A 22,414-nucleotide genomic window follows, 5' to 3' on the forward strand; every position below is an offset into this window, starting at 1 on the left:
GCCCCGGGCTGCAGACCGCACCGCAACGAACAACAAGGAGTCCCGCGATGAGCCATTTTCTGGACAAGCTTTCCTACTTCTCCCTGCCCCGGCAGGAATTCTCCAACGGCCATGGCCAGGTGACGGGCGAGGACCGCACCTGGGAAGACGCCTACCGCGACCGCTGGGCGCATGACAAGGTGGTGCGCTCCACGCACGGCGTGAACTGCACGGGCTCGTGCTCGTGGAAGATCTACGTCAAGGGCGGCATCGTGACCTGGGAGACCCAGCAGACCGACTACCCGCGCACGCGCGCCGACCTGCCCAACCACGAGCCGCGCGGCTGCGCGCGCGGCGCCAGCTACAGCTGGTACCTGTACAGCGCCAACCGCGTCAAATACCCCATGGTGCGCGGCCGGCTGCTCAAGCACTGGCGCGCCGCACTGGCCGTGGCCAGGAGCCCGGTCGATGCCTGGGCCGCCATCGTCGAGAACGCGGATGCGCGCAGCGAGTGGCAAAAGCAGCGCGGCCTGGGCGGCTTCGTGCGCAGCAGCTGGGACGAGGTCAACCGCATGATCGCGGCGGCCAACGTCTACACCATCAAGAAGCACGGGCCGGACCGCATCATCGGCTTCTCGCCGATTCCGGCCATGTCCATGATCTCGTATGCCGCAGGCAGCCGCTACCTGAGCCTGATCGGCGGCGTGTGCATGAGCTTCTACGACTGGTACTGCGACCTGCCGCCGGCCAGCCCCCAGACCTGGGGCGAGCAGACCGACGTGCCGGAGAGCGCGGACTGGTACAACTCCAACTTCATCATCGCCTGGGGCTCCAACGTGCCCCAGACGCGCACCCCCGACGCCCACTTCTTCACCGAGGTCCGCTACAAGGGCGCCAAGGTCGTGGCCGTCACGCCCGACTACTCCGAGGTCGCCAAGCTGGCCGACCTGTGGATGCACCCCAAGCAGGGCACGGATGCCGCCGTGGCCATGGCCATGGGCCACGTCATCCTCAAGGAGTTCTACTTCGGCGAGCGCGGCCGCCCGGCCTATTTCGAGGACTATGCGCGCCGCTACACCGACCTTCCGCTGCTGATCCGCCTCAAGCGCCAGCAATTGCCCGACGGCCGCACGGCCCTGGTGCCCGAGCGCTATGTGCGCGCCAGCGACTTCGACGGCCACCTGGGCCAGGACAGCAACCCCGAGTGGAAGACCGTGGCCTACGGCGAGGACGGCGGCGTGGCCCTGCCCAACGGCTCCATCGGCTTTCGCTGGGGCGAGGCCGGCCGCGCCGACGAGGGCCTGTGGAACCTCGAATCCAAGGAGGCGCGCACGGGCAACGACGTGCAGCTCAAGCTCTCGGTGCTGGACGGCCAGGGCGTGGACAGTGAAGTGGCCGACGTGGCCTTCCCCTACTTCGGCGGCCTGCAGTCGCCGGGGTTCGACGCCAACGAGCAGGGCACGGATGTGCTGCTGCGCCGCGTGCCCGTCTCGCGCATGGTGCTGGACGGCGAGGAGGCCATCGTGGCCACCGTGTTCGACCTGCTGGCGGGCAACTACGGCATCCACCGCGGTCTGGACGGCGAGGGCGCTGATGGCGGCTATGACGCCGATGCGCCCTACACCCCGGCCTGGCAGGAAAAGATCACCGGCGTGCCGCGTGACCAGGTGATCGCCATTGCGCGCCAGTTCGCCGACAACGCCGAGAAGACGCGCGGCAAGTCCATGGTCATCATCGGCGCGGCCATGAACCACTGGTACCACTGCGACATGAACTACCGCGGCATCATCAACATGCTGATGCTGTGCGGCTGCATCGGCCAGAGCGGCGGCGGCTGGGCGCACTACGTGGGCCAGGAAAAGCTGCGCCCGCAGACCGGCTGGACCGCGCTGGCCTTTGCGCTGGACTGGCTGCGCCCGCCGCGCCAGATGAACTCCACCAGCTTCTTCTACGCCCACACCGACCAGTGGCGCTACGAGAAGCTGGGCGTGGAAGAGGTGCTGTCCCCGCTGGCCGACCGCAGCCAGTACGGCGGCGCCATGATCGACTACAACGTGCGCGCCGAGCGCATGGGCTGGCTGCCCAGCGCGCCGCAGCTGCAGGCCAACCCGCTGCAGCTGGTGCGCGACGCCCAGGCCCAGGGCCTGGACGTGAAGGACCACGTGGTGCAGTCCCTGCAGGACGGCTCGCTGTCCATGAGCTGCGAGGACCCCGACCACCCGGCCAACTGGCCGCGCAACATGTTCGTGTGGCGCTCCAACATCCTGGGCAGCTCGGGCAAGGGCCATGAGTACTTCCTCAAGCACCTGCTGGGCACCACCCATGGCGTGCAGGGAAAAGACCTGGGCCACGATGAAGCCAAGCCGCAGGAAGTGCGCTGGCACGACAAGGCGCCCGAAGGCAAGCTGGACCTGCTGGTCACGCTGGACTTCCGCATGAGCACCACCTGCCTGTACTCGGACATCGTCCTGCCCACGGCCACCTGGTATGAGAAGAACGACCTCAACACCAGCGACATGCACCCCTTCATCCATCCGCTGTCGGCGGCCGTGGACCCGGCCTGGCAGGCCAGGAGCGACTGGGAGATCTACAAGGGCTTCGCCAAGTCCTTCAGCGAGGTCTGCGTGGGCCACCTGGGCGTGGAAAAGGACGTGGTGCTCACGCCGCTGATGCACGACACCCCCGCCGAGCTGGCCCAGCCCGATGGCGTGCGCGACTGGAAGAAGGGCGAGTGCGCCCTGATCCCCGGCAAGACCGCGCCGCAGATTGCGGTGGTCGAGCGCGACTATCCCAACCTCTACAAGCGCTTCACGGCCCTGGGCCCGCTGATGGACAGGCTGGGCAACGGCGGCAAGGGCATCGGCTGGAACACCGAGACCGAGGTGGAGCAGCTGGGCGAGCTCAACGGCCTGGTGCGCGAGGAAGGCGTGAGCCAGGGCCGCCCGCGCATCGTCACCGACATCGACGCCACCGAGGTGGTGATGATGCTGGCGCCCGAGACCAACGGCCACGTGGCCGTCAAGGCCTGGGAGGCGCTGTCGAAACAGACGGGGCGCGAGCACGCCCACCTGGCCCTGCACCGCGAGGACGAGAAGATCCGCTTTCGCGACATCCAGGCCCAGCCGCGCAAGATCATCAGCTCGCCCACCTGGTCGGGCCTGGAAAGCGAGAAGGTCAGCTACAACGCCTGCTACACCAACGTGCATGAGCTGATCCCATGGCGCACCCTCACCGGCCGCCAGCAGTTCTACCAGGACCATCCGTGGATGCGCGACTTCGGCGAAGGCTTCGTCAGCTACCGCCCGCCCGTGCACATGAAGGCGCTGCAGGAAGTGCAGGGCCAAAAGCCCAACGGCCACCCCGAGATCGCGCTGAACTTCATCACGCCGCACCAGAAGTGGGGCATCCACTCCACCTATGGCGACAACCTGATGATGCTCACGCTGGCGCGTGGCGGCCCCATCGTCTGGCTCAGCGAGGACGACGCCAAGAGCGCCGGCATCGCCGACAACGACTGGGTGGAGCTGTACAACGCCAACGGCGCCATCGCGGCGCGGGCCGTGGTCAGCCAGCGCGTCAAGCCGGGCATGGTGATGATGTACCACGCGCAGGAGAAGACCATCAACACGCCGGGCTCGGAGATCACCGGCACGCGCGGCGGCATCCACAACTCGGTCACGCGCATCGTGCTCAAGCCCACCCACATGATCGGCGGCTACGCGCAGTACAGCTACGGCTTCAACTACTACGGAACCATCGGCACCAACCGCGACGAGTTCGTCCTGGTCCGAAAGATGCGCCGCATCGACTGGCTGGATGACGAAGCTCCGGCCGGCGCGGCCGCCCATGCCTGAACAACAAGGAGAAACACGATGAAAATCCGCGCACAGATCGGCATGGTGCTGAACCTGGACAAGTGCATCGGCTGCCACACCTGCTCCGTCACCTGCAAGAACGTCTGGACCAGCCGCCCCGGCGTCGAATACGCCTGGTTCAACAACGTCGAGACCAAGCCCGGCATCGGCTACCCGCGCGAGTGGGAAAACCAGGCCAAGTGGAACGGCGGCTGGATGCGCCGCACGGACGGCTCCATCGCGCCCCGCCAGGGCGGCAAGTGGGGCCTGTTGATGCGCATCTTCGCCAACCCCAACCTGCCCCAGATCGACGACTACTACGAACCCTTCACCTACGACTACGAGCACCTGCAGTCGGCCAGGGAAAGCAAGGCCGCGCCCACGGCGCGCGCGCGCAGCCTGATCTCGGGCCAGCGCATGGAGAAGATCGAATGGGGTCCGAACTGGGAGGAAATCCTGGGCGGCGAATTCAGCAAGCGCAGCCATGACGTGAACTTCGAGCAGATCCAGAAGGACATCTACGGCCAGTTCGAGAACACCTTCATGATGTACCTGCCGCGCCTGTGCGAGCACTGCCTGAACCCGGCCTGCGTGGCGTCCTGCCCCTCGGGCTCGATCTACAAGCGCGAGGAGGACGGCATCGTCCTCATCGACCAGGACAAGTGCCGCGGCTGGCGCATGTGCGTCTCGGGCTGCCCCTACAAGAAGATCTACTACAACTGGCAAAGCGGCAAGGCCGAAAAATGCATCTTCTGCTACCCGCGCATCGAGGCCGGCCAGCCCACCGTCTGCTCCGAAACCTGCGTGGGCCGCATCCGCTACCTGGGCGTGCTGCTGTACGACGCCGACCGCATCGAGGAAGCGGCCAGCGTGGAGCGCGACCGCGACCTCTACCAGGCGCAGCTGGATATCTTCCTGGACCCCAATGACCCCGAGGTCATCCGCCAGGCCCGCATCGACGGCATCCCCGACGCCTGGATCGAGGCTGCCCAGTCCAGCCCTGTCTACAAGATGGCCGTGGACTGGAAGGTGGCCCTGCCGCTGCACCCCGAGTACCGCACCCTGCCCATGGTCTGGTATGTGCCGCCGCTGTCGCCCATCACCTCGGCGGCGAACGCCGGGCATCTCGACAGTGTCGGCCGCAGCCCCATCAATGGCGACCTGCCCGATGTCTCGCAGCTTCGCATCCCCGTGCAGTACCTGGCCAACCTGCTCACCGCCGGCGACACCACGCCCGTGGTGCGCGCGCTGGAGCGCATGCTGGCCATGCGCGCGTACCAGCGCAGCAAGCACGTGGACCAGGAACAGAACCTGGCCGTGCTCCAGTACGCGGGACTGACGGTGGACGAGGTCGAGGACATGTACCAGACCATGGCGATCGCCAACTACGAGGACCGCTTCGTCATCCCCTCGGCCCACCGCGAATACGCCGAAAGCGCGTTCGATTTGCGCGGCGGCTGCGGCTTCTCGTTCGGCAACGGCTGCTCCGACGGCAGCACCGACGCCAGCCTGTTCGGCGGCAAGAAGCCGCGCACCATCCCCATCCGCGCGCAAATGTGAGGACTGCCGCCATGTTCAATCACAACACCTCCACCCCCGTGCGCCTGACGCTGCGCGCGCTGGCCTGCCTCATCGGCTACCCCGGCGCCGAGCTGCGCGCCCTGCTGCCGGGCCTGATAGACGCCCTGCGCCTGGAGCAATCCGTGGCGCCCGCGCGGCTGCGCGAGTTGCAGCAGCTGGCCGAGCAGCTGCAGGCCATGGACCCCTTCGAGGCCGAGGCCCGCTACGTGGACACCTTCGACCGGGGCCACCAGACCTCGCTGCACCTGTTCGAGCATGTGCACGGCGACTCGGCCGACCGGGGCCCGGCGCTGATCGACCTGCAGCAGACCTACGAGCGCGCGGGCCTGGCCTTCGAGGCCGACGAACTGCCCGACCACCTGGCCGTGGTGCTGGAGTTCGCCTCCACCCAGCCGCCGGCCATCGCCCGTGAATTCCTGGGCGAGATGGCCCACATCCTCAACGCCCTGTTCACGGCGCTGGCGCGGCGCGACAGCCCCTATGCCAGCGTGATCGCGGCCGTGCTGGAGATCACCGGCCACAGGGCCGAACGCGTGGAAATCCGCCCCGAGACCGCCATGGACGAGGCCTGGGCCGAACCCGCCGCCTTCGACGGCTGCAGCAGCCAGGGCCAATCGCGCCCCGGCGCCGAGCAGCCCGTGCATTTCGTGCGCCGCACGGCGGCGCCCCAAGCCCAAGGACCCCGCCAAAGGAGCCTGACATGACCCCCTCCTGGATAGACCACCTGCTCTTCGGCCTCTACCCCTACATCTGCCTGGCCGTGTTCTTCATCGGCAGCTGGCTGCGCTTCGACCGCGACCAGTACACGTGGAAGAGCGACTCCTCGCAGCTGCTGCGCAGCGGCAGCCTGCGCTGGGGCAGCAACCTGTTCCACATCGGCGTGCTGTTCCTGTTCTTCGGCCACACCGTGGGCATGCTCACGCCGCACTTCGTCTACGAGCCCTTCATGGCCGCAGGCGCCAAGCAGCTGCTGGCCATGGTCAGCGGCGGCATCGCGGGCACGCTGGGCTTCATCGGCCTCACCATCTTGCTGCACCGCCGGCTGTCGGACGTGCGCATCCGCGCCAACTCCAGGTTCAGCGACATCGCCATCCTCTGGCTGCTGTGGCTGCAGCTGCTGCTGGGCCTGGCCACCATTCCGCTGTCGGCAAAGCACATGGACGGCTCCATGATGATGGCCCTGGCCGAATGGGCGCAGCGCATCGTCACCTTCCGTGGCGGCGCGGCCGAACTGCTGGCCGAGGCCGGCTGGGTGTTCAAGGCCCACATGTTCCTGGGCATGAGCATCTTCCTGGTCTTCCCCTTCACGCGCCTGGTCCACGTCTGGAGCGGCTTCGGCACCCTGGTCTACCTGCTGCGCCCCTACCAGCTGGTGCGCTCGCGCCGCCTGGGCCTGCCCGCATCAGCGGCACGCCGTGATGCCAAGCCCGGCCATTGAGGAGATCGACATGGAACATGGATGCAACGGATCGGGCGGCGGCCACTGCGGCTGCGCGTCTTCAACCCCTTCTTCTTCTACTTCTTCTGCCCCGATGGGGGATCTCCCGGCGATTCCCGAAGTGCCCGCCTTCCAGCCCGTGGGCGAGGCCGGGGCCGAGGTGGCCCGCATCAACAACACGCCGCTGCACGCACCCGGACAGCGCCCGCCCGAGCGCGAACTGCGCCAGCGCGCCTGCACCGAGCTGCTGCGCCAGGCGGCCCAGCGCGAAGGCCTGCTGGGCGCCGATGATGCGGCCGGCGACGACGGCGTCATCAGCGAGCGCGCCTCCCAGGCCATAGAGCAGCTGCTGGAGCAATCACTGCACCTGCCCGAGCCCGGCGAGGACGCCTGCCGCCGCCACTTCGATGCCAACCCCGCGCGCTTCGCCCAGGGCGAGCGCGTGCGCCTGCGCCACGTGCTGTTTGCCGTCACGCCCGGCGTGGACGTGCGCGCCCTCACCCAGCGGGCCGAGGCCCTGCTGATCGAGCTGCGCTGCGCCGACGACTGCGGCCTGCGCTTTGCCGAGGCCGCGCGCCAATGGTCCAACTGCCCCAGCGGCCAGCATGGCGGCGAACTGGGCTGGCTGGGCCGCAGCGACTGCGCGCCCGAATTTGCGCGCGATGTCTTTGCCTCCCAGGAAATCGGCGTGCTGCCGCGCCTGGTGCACAGCCGCTTCGGCCTGCACGTGGTCGAGGTCTGCGCGCGCGAGGCGGGCGTGCTGCCCGACTGGCAGCAGGCGCGCCCGGCCGTCGCCCAGGCCCTGCACCAGCAGACCTGGGTGAGCGCGCTCCACCAGTACCTGCAACTGCTGGCCGGCCAGTCCGAAGTGGTGGGCGTGCGCATCGCTGCGGCCGACTCGCCGCTGGTGCAATAGCCGGGGAAGTGCCCATGCCCGACGACGAACTGCTGCTGCGCCTGCGGCGCTTCCACGAGCACGCCTTCTCGCAGTACCGCGCGCAGTTCCGCACCCTGGTCGAAGAGGGCCAGCATCCCACTACGCTATTCATCGGCTGCTCGGACTCGCGCCTCGTGCCCTACCTGCTCACGGGGGCGCCGCCGGGCGAGCTGTTCCTGGTGCGCAACGTGGGCGCCTTCGTGCCGCCGTACGACGGATCGCACGGCCACCACGGCACGGCGGCGGCCATCGAATTCGCCGTGCTCAACCTGCAGGTCAGCCGCATCGTGGTCTGCGGCCACAGCCACTGCGGAGCCATCAAGGCCCTGTATGGAGAAGTCTCGCCCGAGGCACGCAACCTGCAGCGCTGGCTGGACCTGGGCCGCGAGGCCGTGCTGCCCGTGCAGGCCGGCCCCGAGGCGCTGCGCCGCACCGAGCAGCGCGCCGTCGTGCTGCAGCTCGAACGGTTGATGGACTATCCCATGGTGCGATCGCGGGTAGAGGCCGGGCAGCTCAGCCTGCACGGATGGCACTATGTCATCGAAGATGGCGAAGTCCATGTCTTCGATGTCCAGACCGGCCGCTTTGTTGCGGCATCTCAAGCTCCGCACAGCGGCACCGGGCCGTACCCGCCCTACGTGGAGCATGATGGACAAGTGCTTGTCGACTGAGGCCCGAGCAAGTGCCAGGGACGGCGGCAGGCAAGTCAACACGGGAGCCATGCCAATGCATCGCGAAAACCTGGGCCGCGCGCAGGACGCGGCGGATCTGCAGCCCATCAGCCTCGATGTGCTGCGCGAGAAATACCTCAAGAACGGCGAGACCGGCGTGGGCGAGCTCTACGCCCGCGTGGCCCGCGCCCTGGCCTCGGTCGAGCCCGAGGCGCGCCGCGCCGAATGCGAGGCCCTGTTCCTGGCCAACCTGCAGGCCGGCGCCATAGGCGCAGGGCGCATCATGAGCGCGGCCGGCACCGACCTGCAGGCCACGCTGATCAACTGCTTCGTGCAGCCCGTGGGCGACTGCATCCAGGGCGTGGACGACGGCGGCTACCCCGGCATCTACGAAGCCCTGCGCGAAGCCGCCGAAACCATGCGCCGCGGCGGCGGCGTGGGCTACGACTTCTCGCGCATCCGCCCCCGCGGCGCCGAGGTGCGCGCCACCGCCTCGCTGGCCTCGGGCCCGTGCAGCTACATCAACGTCTTCGACCAGTCCTGCGCCACCGTGGAAAGCGCGGGCGCGCGGCGCGGCGCCCAGATGGGCGTGCTGCGCATCGACCACCCCGACGTGCTCGAATTCATCACCGCCAAGCGCACGCCGGGTCGCTGGAACAACTTCAACGTCTCGGTCGGCGTCAGCGACGCCTTCATGCAGGCCGTGGCCGAAGACCAGCCCTGGCACCTGGTGCATCGCGCCCGCCCCGGCACCGCCCTGCTGGAGCAGGGTGCCCACCAGCGCGCCGACGGCCAGTGGGTCTACCAGACCCTGCCCGCCCGCACGCTGTGGGACACCATCATGCGCTCGGCCTACGACTTCGCCGAGCCCGGTATCCTCTTCCTGGACCACATCAACGACGACAACAACCTGCGCTACTGCGAGGAGATCGCGGCGACGAATCCTTGCGTCACGGCAGATACCTGGGTGCTCACCGAGTCGGGACCAGCCCAGGTTGCAGACCTCGTCGGAAAGACATTTGGCGCCGTGGTCGACGGCCAGGTTTACGCCACCGAAAGTGCGGGCTTCTTTGCCACCGGCCGCAAGCCGGTGCTGCGGCTGACCACACGCGAGGGCCAGGTGCTGCGCCTGACCGCAGACCATCTGGTGCGGCGTGTCGCTCGCCGCACGCGCTACGCGTTGCAGGCTGAATGGACTCCGGCCGCCCAACTGCAGGCAGGCGATGAGGTACTGCTGCACAACCACCGTGCGCTTCAAGGCTGGAATGGGCAGGGCACCGAGGCCGAAGGCTACCTGCTGGGCCTGCTGATAGGCGATGGAACCCTCAAGGCCGACAAGGCGGTGATCAGCGTATGGGCGCCCGAGCTGCGCCAGGTCGCAGGCAACGCCAGCAGTGCGGTGGCCTATGCCGCCACGGGCGCGGCAGGCATCATGCAGGCCGCCGAGGCTGCAGCCGCCAGCTTGCGCCACCGCGCGGATTTCCGTGGATTCCAGCGGCCAGTGGCGGGACGTGGCGAGGCGCGCATGGCCAGTGCCGCATTGCGCGATCTGGCGCTTGGCATGGGGATGGAGCCAGGGCGCAAGTGCATCACCAAGTCCATGGAAGCGGCCTCTTCTGCATTTTCCGCAGGGCTGCTGCGCGGCCTGTTTGATGCCGATGGATCGGTCCAGGGCACACAGGACAAGGGCGTAAGCCTGCGCCTGTCCCAGAGCGATTCTGAGTTGCTGCGTACCGTGCAGCGCATGCTGCTGCGCCAGGGCATGGCTTCGACGATTTATGAGAACCGTCGGCCAGCCCAACTGCGCGCCATGCCCGACGGCAAAGGCGGCCAGCGCGACTATGCAACCCAGGCACAGCATGAACTGGTCATCAGCGGCGACAACCTTGGCATCTTCGCCGACCGCATAGGCCTTGCGGACACCGACAAGGCCGAAAGGCTGGAGCAGGCCCTGGCCCAGTACCGGCGCACCCCGAACCGTGAGCGCTTCACTGCCACCGTCCAGACGTTGGAGAGCGACGGCGAGGAAATGGTCTATGACGTCACGGTGGCAGACTGCCACGCCTTCGACGCCAATGGCCTGTATGTGCACAACTGCGGCGAACAGCCGCTTCCCTCCTACGGCTGCTGCGACCTCGGCCCCGTCATCCTCACGCGCTTCGTGCGCCATCCGTTCGGCTTCGCGGGCGAGCCTGCGTTCGACTTCGAGGCCTTCGAGCGTGCCGTGGCCGTGCAGGTGCGTGCGCTGGACAACGTGCTGGAGCTGACCTGGTGGCCGCTGCCGCAGCAGCGCGAGGAAAGCGAGGCCAAGCGGCGCATCGGCGTGGGCTTCACGGGCATGGGCAATGCGCTGGCCATGCTGCGCCTGCGCTACGACGCGCCCGAGGGCCGCGTCATGGCCGCGCGCATTGCCGAGCGCATGCGCGATGCGGCCTATGGCGCCTCGGTGGAACTGGCGCGCGAGAAGGGGGCCTTCCCCAAGTTCGACGCCGATGGCTACCTGGCCGAAGGCACCTTCGCCAGCCGCCTGCCCGATGCGCTGCGCCAGCGCATACGCCAGCACGGCATACGCAACAGCCACCTGCTGTCCATCGCGCCCACGGGCACGGTCAGCCTGGCCTTTGCCGACAACGCCTCCAACGGCATAGAGCCGCCGTTCTCCTGGACCTACAAGCGCAAGAAACGCACGGCCGATGGCGGCAGCGCCGAGTACGCGGTCGAAGACCACGCCTGGCGCCTGTACCGCTCGCTGGGCGGCGACGTGCAGCAGCTGCCCGACTACTTCGTCAGCGCGCTGCAGATGCCTGCGGCCGGCCACATCGCCATGATGCAGGCCGTGCAGCCCTTCGTGGACACGGCGATCTCCAAGACCGTCAACGTGGCCGCCGACTATCCCTACGAGGACTTCAAGGACCTGTACCGCCAGGCCTGGAAGGCCGGCCTCAAGGGCCTGGCCACCTACCGGCCCAACACCATCCTGGGCGCCGTGCTCGAGACCCATGCGCCCGAATCTGCTGAAAAGCCGGCCTCCCCCGCGCCGGCGGGAGCGGCGGCTTCCGCACCCGACCCGCTGCGCACCGTGATAGAAAGCCGCCCGCAGGGCGCGCTGGACGCCGTGGCCGAGAAGATCGAATACTGGACCCAGCAGGGTCCCAAGCGCCTGTACCTGGTCGTCTCCTTCCTGCCCGTGGTCCTGCCCGATGGCCGCACGGTGGACCGCGCCATCGAATTCTTCATGCCCGTGGGCCAGAGCGGCGAATCCCAGCAATGGGTGACCTCCAGCATGCGCCTGCTGTCACTGGCCGCGCGCGGCGGCTTCCTGGAGCGCGCCCTCAGCGACATGCGCAAGGTGGCCTGGGACCGGGGCCCCGTGCGCCTGGGCACCCACCAGCGCGACGACGGCACGCACGTGCCCATGTGGCACGACTCCGAGGTGGCCGCCATCGCCTATGCGGTGCAGAACATCCTGGCCCGGCGCGGCAGCGGCGTACCGCCCGCCCCATCGCCGCTGCCCGAGCCCGAAGCTCTTGTCACCGACCCCATGGTCATGGCCGGCCGCAAATGCGAGGAATGCGGCGCCCATGCCGTGATCCGCAAGGACGGCTGCGAGTACTGCACGGCCTGCGGCCATCTGGGGAGTTGCGGGTGAAAGTTACCGTGGCCCCGCGCCCGCAGGGCGATGCCGTGCCCGGCTGGCGCGCGCCCGGCACGGGCTTCGACCAGCCCTTCGAAATGCTCGAAGCCTGCCACGAGCGCGTGCTGCGCATGCTGGCGCTGCTGGACCGGCTGCGCGTGCATCTCCAGACCAAAGGTTGCGACGACAGCGCACGCCAGGCGGCGCGCGACATCCTGCGCTACTTCGACCAGGCGGCGCCGCTGCACCATGAGGACGAGGAGCTGCATGTCTTCCCGCCGCTGCTGGAGCAGGGCGATGCGCAGACCGTGGCCCTGGTGCAGCGCCTGCAGCGCGAGCATGGCCTGATGAGCGCCGACTGGGCGCTGGCGCGCCAGCCGCTGCTGGACATGGCCGAGGGGCGTTGCCAGGGCTTTGGCGCGGCTGACGAGGCGGTGTTCGAACGCTTCGCGGCCTGCTATGCCAGCCATGTCGAGAATGAAGAGCGGCTGGCCTACCCGCAGGCGCGCGGCCTGCTGCCAGAGGCAACGCAGGCGGCCATGGGCCGTGAGATGGCCGTGCGGCGCGGCGCTGACCTGTCACGGAGATAGCGCCGCCGGCAGCGCGCGGGAGCCGGCGCGGCGATACTCGCAGGCTTTGAACCTGTCCCGCCTCGCCTGCCATGCCCGAGCGCCGCCACATTTTCCTGCTTCGCATCGCACTGACCCTGCTGGGCGCCTTTGCCGCCGCCCAGCTGTGCCTGTGGCTGCGCACGCCGCTGCCCTGGATGCTGGGGCCGCTGATCGCCACTTCGCTGGCCTCCATCCTGGGCGCGCCCACGGCCAGTGCGGGCCGGCTGCGCAACGGCGGGCAGTGGATCATCGGCGCCTCGCTGGGCCTGTATTTCACTCCGGCCGTGGTGCAGTTGATCGCGGGGCTGTGGTGGGCGATTGCCGTGGCCATCGTCTGGGCGCTGCTGCTGGGCTGGGGCTTCGGCGCCTGGCTGTACCGCGTGCATGCGCCGCGCATGCCGCAGATACCGGCTGGCGAGATGCGCGCCACCACCTACTTCGCGGGCGCCATTGGCGCGGCCTCTGAAATGACGCTGCTGGCCGAGCGCGAGAACGCGCGCACCGACCTGGTGGCGGCCAGCCACAGCCTGCGCCTGGTCATCGTCACCGTGAGCATTCCGTTTGCGCTGCAGTGGAGCGGCCTGCATGGGCTGGAGGGGCTGACGCCTCCCAGCATCCGCATCGTCGAATGGCCGGGGCTGGCGCTGCTGGCCGTGCTCACGGGCCTGGGCGCCTGGGCCATGGACCGGCTCAAGCGCGCCAACCCCTGGTTCCTGGGCGCGCTGCTGGTGTCCATGCTGCTGACCATGTGCGGCCAGGAACTGTCGGCCGTGCCCCAGGCCCTGGTCAATGCGGCACAGCTGGTGATCGGCATCAGCCTGGGCGTGCGCTTCAAGCGCGAATTCCTGCACACCGCGCCGCGCTGGCTGGGCTCCGTGGCCGTGGGCACCGTGGGGCTCATGGCGATCTGCGCGGGCTTTGCCTGGCTGCTGCACCTGGCCGTGGACCTGCCCTGGGTCACGCTGCTGCTGGGCACCTCGCCGGGCGGCATCACCGAGATGGCTATCACCGCCAAGGTGCTGCAGCTGGGCGTGCCCGTGGTCACGGCCTTCCAGGTCTGCCGGCTGATCGCCGTGCTGCTGCTGGTGGCGCCGCTGTTCCGCTGGGTGGAGGCGCGCGGGCCGGCCGCGTCGCGCACGGCCTAGGGTCCACCTCACCACAGCCCACTGTCGCTGGTAGACACCGCAATCGCCCCACCGGCCAGCGCCTGCTGGACCTGCTCCTGGCTGCAGACGAAGCCCGAGGCCACCAGGGGCGGCAGGATGCGGCGCTCGGCCTCGGTGATGTGGGCCAGCATGGGGGCGGGCATGATCTGCACGAGGTTGGGGTCGCTCTGCTCCACGGCCTTGATGCTGCGCGGCCAGGTGGAGCGGTCGGTGACGAAGACCTTTTGCATGGTCAGCAGCCCGGCCTTGTTGGCGCGCTGGATGGTGGCCACGCGCGTGGACAGCAGGCTGCTGGCGCCCAGGTCCACAAGGTAGTCCACGCCGCCCTTGTCGGGCGAGATGCCGTCGCAGCTGTCGATGTTGACGATGGCGATCTTGCCCGCCCCGGTGATGGTGGAGATCACCGAGCGCAGGCGGCGCAGTTCGATGTTGGCGACGATGGCGACTTCGGCCTGGCTGGCCAGCAGCGCGTCCATCTGCTCGGCTCCGTACAGGGTGGCGATGACGGGGCGGCGCGCCAGCCGCGCGCCCAGGGAGTTGTCCGGGCGGCCCATGTCAGAGGTCCAGCCCCAGCTTGCCGGGGTTGAGCAGGTTCTTGGGGTCCAGCATACGCTTGGTGGCCTCCAGCAGGGCAAAGGCCGGGCCCAGCGACTGCCGCATGTAGGGCGCGCGCAGCAGGCCCACGCCGTGGTGGTGGCTGAGCGTGGCGCCGTGGCGCAGCAGCACGGCGTTGGCCGCGTCCCAGGCCGCGCGGTACCACTGGGCGCGCTGGTCCACGGCCACCTCGCCGCGCAGCGAAAAGTACAGGCAGGCGCCATCCACATAGGCATGCGACTGGTGGGCCGAGCCGGCCAGGGTGCCGGGGATGGCCTGCAGGGCGGCGACCACTTCCTCGTAGATGGCCGGCAGGTCTTTCCAGGGGCCGCACATCTCCAGCGTGTCGGCGACGAAGCCCGGGCCTTTCTTGAAGCCCTCGGCGCTCTTGCCGGTCAGGTAGCGCGTGTCCAGCCAGCGCTCCAGGGTGGCGGCGCCGTCCAGCCGTTCACCCAAAGGTGCACACACACGTTCGCAGATGGCCATGACGGCATCGACGATCTCGGGCGCGCCTTCGTCGGCGATCAGCAGCACGTTGAGGTCGCTGCGGCCGAATTGCACGCCGCTTTCCAGCGCGTCATACAGCCGCAGCGCGGCGGGGTTGGCGCCTTGCTGCAGGATCTGGCGGCAGGCCTCCAGGCCCTGGGCAAAGCTGGCGAAGCCATAGGCGATGGCGCGGCCGTGGTCGGGCAGGCGGTGCAGCTTGAAGCGGATGCGCACGATCACGCCCAGCGTGCCTTCCGAGCCGATGAACAGCTGCTGCAGGTCCGGCCCGATGGCCGCGCGCGCGTAGCCGCCCACGGTGACGAGGCGGCCATCGGCCAGCACCACATCCATGCCGTGGACCATGTCCTCGATCTTTCCGTAGCGCGTGGACAGCTGGCCTGCGCCCCGGCAGGCCACCCAGCCGCCCACGGTGCTGATGCCGAAGGACGAGGGCCAGTGGCCCATGGTCATGCCGTGGCGGCGCTGGATGGTTTCCTCGAACACGTCGCCGAACATGCCGGCCTCGACCTCGACGATCTGGCTTTGCTCGTCCATGGCGATGAAGCGATTGAGTTCGCACAGGTCCAGCACGATGCCGCCGCGCAGGGGCAGGGCCGCGCCCGTGACGTTGCTGCGCCCGGCCGAGACGGTGACGGGAATGGCGTGCGCGTCGGCAATGCGCATCACGGCCTGCACCTGCTCCACGGTGGATGCATGGGCGATGACGGCCTGCGGCGTGGCCGGGTGGCCCGAGGTCTCGGCCACCATGGTGCGGGCCCACCAGTCGCGCGTGCCGGCGACGATCTCGGCGCGCTCGGTCTGCACGCGGTCGCAGGCGGTGCGCAGTGCGGCGAGCGCGGCCTCGGGCACGGCCACGGGTTCGTGCTGCAGGCCGCAGGCAGGACCTTCGGAGGCAGGGCGGTCGGCTGCAGGTGCGGCCTGCGCCGCCCAGCCCGGGGTCGTGGGGGCGCCCACCACGTAGTTGCGGCGGTTGTAGCCGCGGGCGATTGCGTCTTTGCTCAGCATTGGATGTCTCCCATCAAAATCTGTTTTTCGCGCTCCACGGCGCGGCGGTAGTCGTGGACCTGTTGCGCCACCTGCGCGGGTGTCAGTCCCAGTTCATCGGCCAGGATGTCGCCCACGCGCTGCGCGGCGTGGGCCGAGGCATCGCGCGCCATGAGGCGGGCGCGCAGGCGGCGCGAGAGCACATCGTCCACGCTGGCCGCCATTTCGTGGCGCACGGCGTAGAGGACCTCGGCCTCGGTATGGGGCAGGCCCTGCACGATGGGCCGGGCCAGTTCGGGGCGTGCGGCCAGCAGGTCGCTGACGAAGCGCGCCTCCGTGCCGTAGCGCTCGCCCAGGTGGGCCGAGAGGCCGCCCGTGGCCGTGATGGCCTGGGCGTCGTAGCCGGCCGCGCCCAGCACAAAGGCCGAGGTGGTGGTGCAGCGCGTGCGCCGGCCCAGCAGTTTCTCGACGGCGTCCACGGTCTGCTCGGCCATGTGGCGCGAGGTGGTGAGCTTGCCGCCGACGATGGTGACCAGGCCGTCGGCTGCCACATGGATTTCGTGGTTGCGCTTCATCTCCACGGTCTTGCCGCCGGGCGGGCCGACCAGGGGGCGGCAGCCGGCGATGGAGCCGACCACGTCCTCGGGCGAGAGGTCCACCTTGAGTGCGGAGCGCGCGCCTTCCAGCAGGAAGTCCAGCTCGGTGCGCGTGCAGTGCACGTCGTCCAGGCCACCTGCGTAGTCCTCGTCGGTGGTGCCCAGGTAGGAGACATCGCCCCAGCGCGTGATGGTGGCGCGCCGGCTGCGGCCCGGCACGGGAATGGTGACGGTGCAGTCGTTGCGTATGCGCAGCCAGGGAATGGCCACGTGCACGCCCTTGGCGGGGCGCACGTGCAGCCGGGGCTCCTGGCCGGGCTTGCGGCCATCCCAGTCGCGCAGCCACACGCCCGTGGCCATGACCACGCTGCGCGCGCGCACCGTGATCTCGCGGCCATCGGCCTGGACGATGGCGCCATCCACGCGGCCGTGGGCGTTGCGCGTGACGGCGGTGGCCTGGCAGTGGTTGAGCACGGTCGCGCCATGGAAGGCCGCGGTGCGCGCCACGGCCAGCGTGAGCCGCGCATCGTCCACGCGCGCGTCGAAGTACATGTAGCCGCCCAGGAGCTGCTCTTCGCGAAAGCTCGGGCAGTGCGACAGCACCTCGGCCTTGCCGAGCTTGCGGTGCAGGATGCCTTCGCGCCAGCCGCCGGCCAGGTCATAGGTCCACAGCAGGCTGCCGAAGGCCTTGGCCAGGCGGGCGTCGAAGACGCCGTCGCGCTCCATCACCGGAAACAGGAAGGGCAGGCGCTGCACCAGGTGCCGCGCATTGCGACGCAGGCGCTGGCGCTCCAGCAGCGAGTGCCGCACCAGTCCCAGGTTGCCCTGCTCGATGTAGCGCAGGCCGCCGTGCACCATCTTGGAGGACTTGGACGAGGTGCCCGAGGCGAAGTCGTCCTTCTCCACCAGCGCCACGCGCAGGCCGCGCAGGCTGGCGTCCAGCGCCGCATAGGCGCCGGTGATGCCGCCGCCGATGACCAGCAGGTCGAAGGCCTCGTCACCCAGCCGCGCGAGCTGGTCCGCGCGCTGCAGCTGCAGCGGCGCGGTCTGGGTCAGTGCGGCGCTGTCCCTGCGCTCCTTGCCAAAGGGCCATTGCATCATGCGCAGCCCTCCAGGGCGGCGCTGCGGCCGGGGGCCCGGGCGCGGGCCAGTTCGTCGCCCACGCGGGCGCGCCAGATGCGGCGGCGCTCGCCGCGCTCGTCGGCCGCCATGCGCGGGGTGAAGACCGCTTCGGTGCGCAGCGTGGCGCAGGCCTGCTCCAGCCCGTCCCACAGCAGGCCCGCGCTGCCGGCCATGAAGGCGATGCCGCGCAGGCTGGCCTTGTCGGTATCGGCCAGACGGCGCACGGGCAGGCCGCCCAGGTCGGCCTGGATCTGCAGCAGCGCATCGCTGCCCGACAGGCCTCCGCCCACCAGCAGCTCGCCCACCTCGGTGCCCGAGGCCGCCTCGTCCGCCTGCACGCAGGAGGCCACGGAATGCGCAATGCCTTCGAGGATGGAGCGCGCCAGCTGCGGCCGCGAGGTGGCCATGGACACGCCCGAGATCGAGGCCCGCGCGCCCGGCTCCATGGCCGGCAGGCGCAGGCCCGTGAGCGCGGGGATGAAGACCAGGTCGGCCGGCGTCTCGGCCTCGCCCGCCAGGGTGCTGATCTGCTGCGGGTTGTCGAACCACTGCAGCTTCTCGCAGATCCAGTTGAGCGCCGAGCCGGTGGTGGGCACATAGGTCTCGATGGCATAGCGCGAGACACCGCCCATGCGGCGCGCCGTCATGGTCAGCGAGCTTTCATGGGCCGCGTCATGCGTGGGCAGCTTTGTTCCCGTGAGCACATCGACGAAGCTGCCCGTGCCATGCACGCACAGCGCCTGGCCCCGCTCCAGGCAGCCCAGGCCCACGGCGGCCGCATGCTGGTCGCCCGCGCAGGCCAGGATGGGCACGGCCAGGCCCAGCAGCTCGGTGCGCGTGCGGCCGAAGTCCTGCACGTCCTCGCACAGGCGGGGCAGCAGTTCGGCGGGAAACTCCAGCGCGTCCAGCCAGTCCTGCAGATAACGGTGATCGCCCAATGCATAGGCGTTGCCCGAGGTCACATTGGTGGGCGTGGTGACCACGGCGCGCGCATCCGACAGATGCCACAGCAGCCAGGAGTCGATGGTGCCGAAGGCCAGGCGGCGCTGCTGCCAGGCACGGGCCACGGCCGCATCCTCACGCAGCTTGCGCGCGGCCCACAGGTAGGGCGAACGCACGCCCACGGGCCGGCCCGCGTGGCGGATCAGCCGGGCATCCCAGTCGCCGGCCAGCAGGGCCAGTTCGTCGCGGTGGCGCGAGTCCTGCCAGACCATGATGGGCGCCAGCGACCGGCCCGTGACCGTATCCCAGAGCACGGCCGAGCAGCGCTGGTTGGCAATGGCCAGGGCCACGATCTGCTGGCCGCAGCCCTGGGCGCGGGCGATGGCGCGGCGGCACACGTCCAGCGTGCGCTCCAGCAGCAGGTCGGCGTCCTGCTCGACCACGCCGGGGCGCGGGCAGTGGATTTCCAGCGGCAGATAGTCCTGGGCGGACACCTGCCCGTCGCGTCCCACGACGGCGGCGCGCGTGCCCGAGGTGCCTTCGTCTATGCAAAGGATCACGGCTTCATGGTGCATGGGGTGGTCTCTTTCAGGCGGTGGTTTGAGCGACCTTGGCGGGCGGGGCGGCATCGTCCGCGAACTGGGGCGCGCCGGGCTCGTCGTCGGGGTTCACGGTGGTGCGCGTGGGGTCCCAGCGGATGGAAAAGCAGACGATGCTGGCCAGCAGCGGCACCACGGACAGGATGAGGAAGGTGTTCTCCAGCCCGTACTGCTGGCGGAACAGCGGGAACACCAGCAGCCCCAGCGCCGCGCCCATGGCGCCCAGCGCGCCGATCACGCCGTTGGCGCCCGCGCGCAGCTCGCTGCGGAACGACAGCGTGGACAGGCTCTTGCCGTTGGCGCCGGGCCCGCCCGAGTGAAAGAGGATGAACAGCGAGGGCACGGCCACGGCCAGCCAGATGGGCATGCGGCCGTTGAACAGGCCCAGCACCAGCAGCATCAGGAACACCAGCGCAAAGCCGAAGGCCGAGGCCCGCCGCAGGCCCAGCCGGCGCCCGATGACGGGCGACAGGAAGCCGCCGACGATGCCGAACACGTTGAACACCAGCGCGCCCAGCGTGGCCTCGCGGAAGTCCTTGCCGAACAGCGAGGCGCTGATCAGCGGCAGGTACCAGCCCACCGCGAAGTACTGGATGGACTGGCCTATCTGCACCGTGGCCGCCAGCAGCGTGCGCGGCAGGTAGATGCCGCGAAAGATCAGCAGCACATTGGCCAGGCCGCGCCGGGCCGGGTTGAGCACGGGCAGGCGCTCGGCAAGGGGCGCGGCCCTGAAGGTCTGGCCATAGATGCGCGTCATGGCGCGGGCCGCGTCATCAAGCCGCTCCTTGCGTGCCAGCCAGGTCGGGCTTTCCACCAGCAGCGCGGCCTGCATGCCCAGGATGAACACGCCGAACACGGCCGTGGCCGCGACCGAGTAGCGCCACAGCGAATCGCCCACGTCCCAGGAGTGGAACCACAGCGCCAGCACCAGGTTGCTGCACACGGCCATGTACCACATGCCCTGCCAGACATTGAGCCGGCTCTTGAGGCGGGCGGGCGTGAATTCGGCCAGCACCGCCATGGCGATGGCGAAGTCGATGCCATAGGCCGCGCCCACGAAGAAGCGGCCGAAGAGGATGGTGGCGTAGTCGGGCGCCATGCTGACCAGCAGCGCGCCGGCCACGGCCAGCACCTTGGCGATGACCAGCGGGCGCATGCGGCCCCAGCGGTCGGCCATCCAGCCGCCGATGGGGTTGAAGGCGATGGACACCCAGGAGGCCAGCGACGTCATCCAGGCCACCTCGGCCGGCGTGAGCTGCTGGTCGCGCGTCATGGGCCCCAGGCCCACGCTGAGCGCGGAGTTGGAAAAGGCGTCGAGGAAAAGGCCGCCGAGTGCCAGCCACCAGATGGTGCCGGCGCGGCCTGAAATGCCCTGGCGTGCGTCGATGTACGAGATGACATCCTGAACGCCACGAATGCTGTGGCCTGTGGTTTGCATCGCTGCCTCCTGGTTGTCTGCAAGAGGCCGGCGCACACCACACAGGCGCGACAAGACCATCTCACAGATGGTCTTCAAATCTTGAACCTGCGCTCAGGATTCTAGGCAGGAGGCGCTCGCTGCGGATCGGTGAAAGCACCAGGGTCCGCGCAATGGCCGCGCCCAAAGAAAAAGCCCGCCGCAGAGAACCTGCGGCGGGCTTGGCACGCGGCCCCTTCAGGGGGCCGTGCGCTGTGTGCTGTCAGTGGACCACGACGGGCTGCTGGGCCAGGCCGGCGTAGCGATCCAGCGCGTCTTCCACCTCTTCCTCGGTGGGGGCATCGAGCTGCCAGGCAATGATCTGCTTTTGGAACATCTCGGCCCAGGAACCGTCCAGGTAGACCTCCTTGCCCGAGCGCTTGTCCACGATCTCGAAGCCGTGGCGTGGCAGTTGGCGGGCGGTGTCGACTGCCTCATTGCCAGCCGTTGCATCCGGATCCATGTCGGGACGCAGATGGAGCACCACAAAAGATTCGGAGTCGTAAAGCATTTGCATGGTGTTCCCTTTCTGGCCCGTTGCCGGGCGTCGCACAGCCTACATGGCTGCGAAGCGCCGGATTTCAAGAACCGTGGGGGTCCCGATCTATCACAGGCACTTGCATGCAGTATTCCACGGATTGGCATGCGCGGCGGCGTGCGCCGCAGGCCGCGCTGTGGTAGGCGGGCGGCAGCGGTGCCTGCAAGTGCCGGCCTACCCGCGATCAGGGCGCCTGGCGGCCCTTGAGCTGCAGGTCGGCGAAGTCGCCGTTGTCCTGCGCCAGCCGGATGCGCACGGGCAGGTATTGCATGGATGGCGCCAGCCACAGCGAGGCCTGCTGGTCATCGCCGGCCGCCGCGATCTTGTCCAGCCGCAGCGCCTGCGTGCTGCCCGAGGGCAGGTCCAGCGTCTCGGTCTCGCCCACGCGGAAGGTCCAGCGGTCGGCGCGCCGTGCGCTGACGGTGATGAAGCTGATCTGCGTGCCCGCCGGGTAGCGCTGCGGCGCCGCCGCCAGCAGGGCCGACAGTTGCAGGAACACGCTGAGCCGGTCCTGCGCGCCGGGCGCGATGGCGGCATCGGGCGCGCCCGTGCTGAAGTGCGCCAGGTTCTGGTCGAACGCCAGCTGCGCCGATTGCTCCTTGCGTGCCTTGTCGTTGAAGCGGCTGGGCTCCAGGCCCCTGTCGGTGATGCGGCCCGCGCTGGTCTGCGAGCGCGAGCCCAGCAGGAACAGGCTGACTTCCTGGCTGGCCTGGTACTGGCCGTTGGCATGGCGCCAGACCAGCTCGGCACTGGCCGAGTAGTTGAAGCGCTTGGCCTGGCCGGTGACGGCGAACGACAGCCGCGCGGGATCGGGCAGTTGCACGGGAACGGGGGCGTCGGAGGCCAGCGGCGTGCCGTCGGGCGAGGTGATGGCCATGCCCTGGGCCGGGCCGGCCGAGGGAGTGGACGGTGTTTCGGGTTCGGGCTTGGGAGCGGGCGGCGCCGACGGCGTGGCCGGGGTTGGCCCGCTGCCGGCATCGGCGGTTTCAGAGGCTTCCGATGCGGCAGGCTCCGGCGCTGCGGCCATCGGCAAGGGCTCCACGGTTTCGCGGATGGGCGTGTCCAGCGGTTCGGGCGTGGGCGCGGGTGCGGCGGGTGCCGGGCGCTGGACCTTGGGGCGAGGCTGTTGCGGCTTGGGCGCAGGCGCCTTCGAGGCGGGGACGGGCGCTGCAGGCGGGGGGGCGGGTGGCTCGGGCAGGGACAGC

General features: G+C 69.4%; 16 protein-coding genes. 9 read left to right on the forward strand and 7 right to left on the reverse strand.

Features of this window, described 5'->3' with window-relative positions; translation table 11 throughout:
• Nucleotides 1–47 precede the first annotated feature (47 nt).
• The 9 genes from ACM14_RS23605 (at nt 48) to ACM14_RS23645 (ending at nt 13,850) form a co-directional block, all read left to right on the forward strand.
• Nucleotides 48–3,833, forward strand: a complete 3,786-nt coding sequence (locus ACM14_RS23605; RefSeq protein ID WP_065347473.1) for a nitrate reductase subunit alpha — start codon at nt 48–50, stop codon at nt 3,831–3,833.
• Nucleotides 3,834–3,851: 18 nt separating this feature from the next.
• Nucleotides 3,852–5,393 (forward strand): nitrate reductase subunit beta, encoded by a 1,542-nt coding sequence (gene narH, locus ACM14_RS23610; protein WP_065347474.1) that lies wholly within the window; start codon nt 3,852–3,854, stop codon nt 5,391–5,393.
• Nucleotides 5,394–5,404: 11 nt separating this feature from the next.
• The gene (gene narJ / locus ACM14_RS23615; protein ID WP_065347475.1) at nt 5,405–6,118 is read left to right on the forward strand and encodes a nitrate reductase molybdenum cofactor assembly chaperone; all 714 of its coding nucleotides are present in this window, start codon (nt 5,405–5,407) and stop codon (nt 6,116–6,118) included.
• Nucleotides 6,115–6,852, forward strand: coding sequence for a respiratory nitrate reductase subunit gamma (narI, locus tag ACM14_RS23620; protein WP_065347476.1), 738 nt, complete (start codon nt 6,115–6,117; stop codon nt 6,850–6,852). Before narJ ends, narI begins: the two co-directional genes overlap by 4 nt.
• A 94-nt stretch (nt 6,853–6,946) precedes the next feature.
• Nucleotides 6,947–7,768: a peptidylprolyl isomerase gene (locus ACM14_RS23625; RefSeq protein WP_065347477.1), complete on the forward strand. Its 822-nt coding sequence runs from the start codon at nt 6,947–6,949 to the stop codon at nt 7,766–7,768.
• Nucleotides 7,769–7,782: 14 nt separating this feature from the next.
• Nucleotides 7,783–8,460: a carbonic anhydrase gene (locus ACM14_RS23630; protein WP_065347478.1), complete on the forward strand. Its 678-nt coding sequence runs from the start codon at nt 7,783–7,785 to the stop codon at nt 8,458–8,460.
• A 55-nt stretch (nt 8,461–8,515) separates the two neighbouring features.
• Entirely contained in the window at nt 8,516–12,109 is a 3,594-nt protein-coding gene (locus tag ACM14_RS23635) for an LAGLIDADG family homing endonuclease (RefSeq protein WP_065347479.1), read from the forward strand.
• The gene (locus tag ACM14_RS23640; RefSeq protein WP_065347480.1) at nt 12,106–12,684 is read left to right on the forward strand and encodes a hemerythrin domain-containing protein; all 579 of its coding nucleotides are present in this window, start codon (nt 12,106–12,108) and stop codon (nt 12,682–12,684) included. The genes ACM14_RS23635 and ACM14_RS23640 overlap by 4 nt, the downstream gene beginning before the upstream one ends.
• 71 nt (nt 12,685–12,755) lie before the next feature.
• Nucleotides 12,756–13,850, forward strand: a complete 1,095-nt coding sequence (locus ACM14_RS23645) for an AbrB family transcriptional regulator (protein ID WP_034390043.1) — start codon at nt 12,756–12,758, stop codon at nt 13,848–13,850.
• Between the two features lie 8 nt (nt 13,851–13,858).
• Here ACM14_RS23645 and ACM14_RS23650 read toward each other — a convergent pair whose 3' ends face one another.
• From ACM14_RS23650 to ACM14_RS23680, 7 genes are all read right to left on the reverse strand, one after another.
• On the reverse strand, nt 13,859–14,425 hold the full coding sequence (locus tag ACM14_RS23650) for a glycerol-3-phosphate responsive antiterminator (RefSeq protein ID WP_012203049.1): 567 nt from the start codon (nt 14,423–14,425) through the stop codon (nt 13,859–13,861).
• 1 nt (nt 14,426) lies between these two features.
• The gene (locus ACM14_RS23655; protein ID WP_043820319.1) at nt 14,427–15,977 is read right to left on the reverse strand and encodes an FAD-binding oxidoreductase; all 1,551 of its coding nucleotides are present in this window, start codon (nt 15,975–15,977) and stop codon (nt 14,427–14,429) included.
• Nucleotides 15,971–17,653, reverse strand: a complete 1,683-nt coding sequence (locus tag ACM14_RS23660) for a glycerol-3-phosphate dehydrogenase/oxidase (protein ID WP_065347481.1) — start codon at nt 17,651–17,653, stop codon at nt 15,971–15,973. Before ACM14_RS23660 ends, ACM14_RS23655 begins: the two co-directional genes overlap by 7 nt.
• A complete protein-coding gene (locus ACM14_RS23665; protein WP_065347482.1) occupies nt 17,650–19,191 on the reverse strand; it encodes an FGGY family carbohydrate kinase in 1,542 nt (513 codons plus the stop codon). The genes ACM14_RS23660 and ACM14_RS23665 overlap by 4 nt, the downstream gene beginning before the upstream one ends.
• Nucleotides 19,192–19,204: 13 nt before the next feature.
• The gene (locus ACM14_RS23670; RefSeq protein WP_034390051.1) at nt 19,205–20,653 is read right to left on the reverse strand and encodes a nitrate/nitrite transporter; all 1,449 of its coding nucleotides are present in this window, start codon (nt 20,651–20,653) and stop codon (nt 19,205–19,207) included.
• Between the two features lie 241 nt (nt 20,654–20,894).
• On the reverse strand, nt 20,895–21,188 hold the full coding sequence (locus tag ACM14_RS23675; RefSeq protein WP_012203054.1) for a DUF3567 domain-containing protein: 294 nt from the start codon (nt 21,186–21,188) through the stop codon (nt 20,895–20,897).
• Nucleotides 21,189–21,393: 205 nt separating this feature from the next.
• Nucleotides 21,394–22,414 (reverse strand): DUF3108 domain-containing protein (locus ACM14_RS23680; protein WP_065347483.1); only part of this gene is annotated, 1,021 nt, incomplete at its 5' end.

Source organism: Delftia sp. JD2, assembly GCF_001682645.1.
Taxonomy (GTDB): domain Bacteria; phylum Pseudomonadota; class Gammaproteobacteria; order Burkholderiales; family Burkholderiaceae_C; genus Comamonas; species Comamonas acidovorans.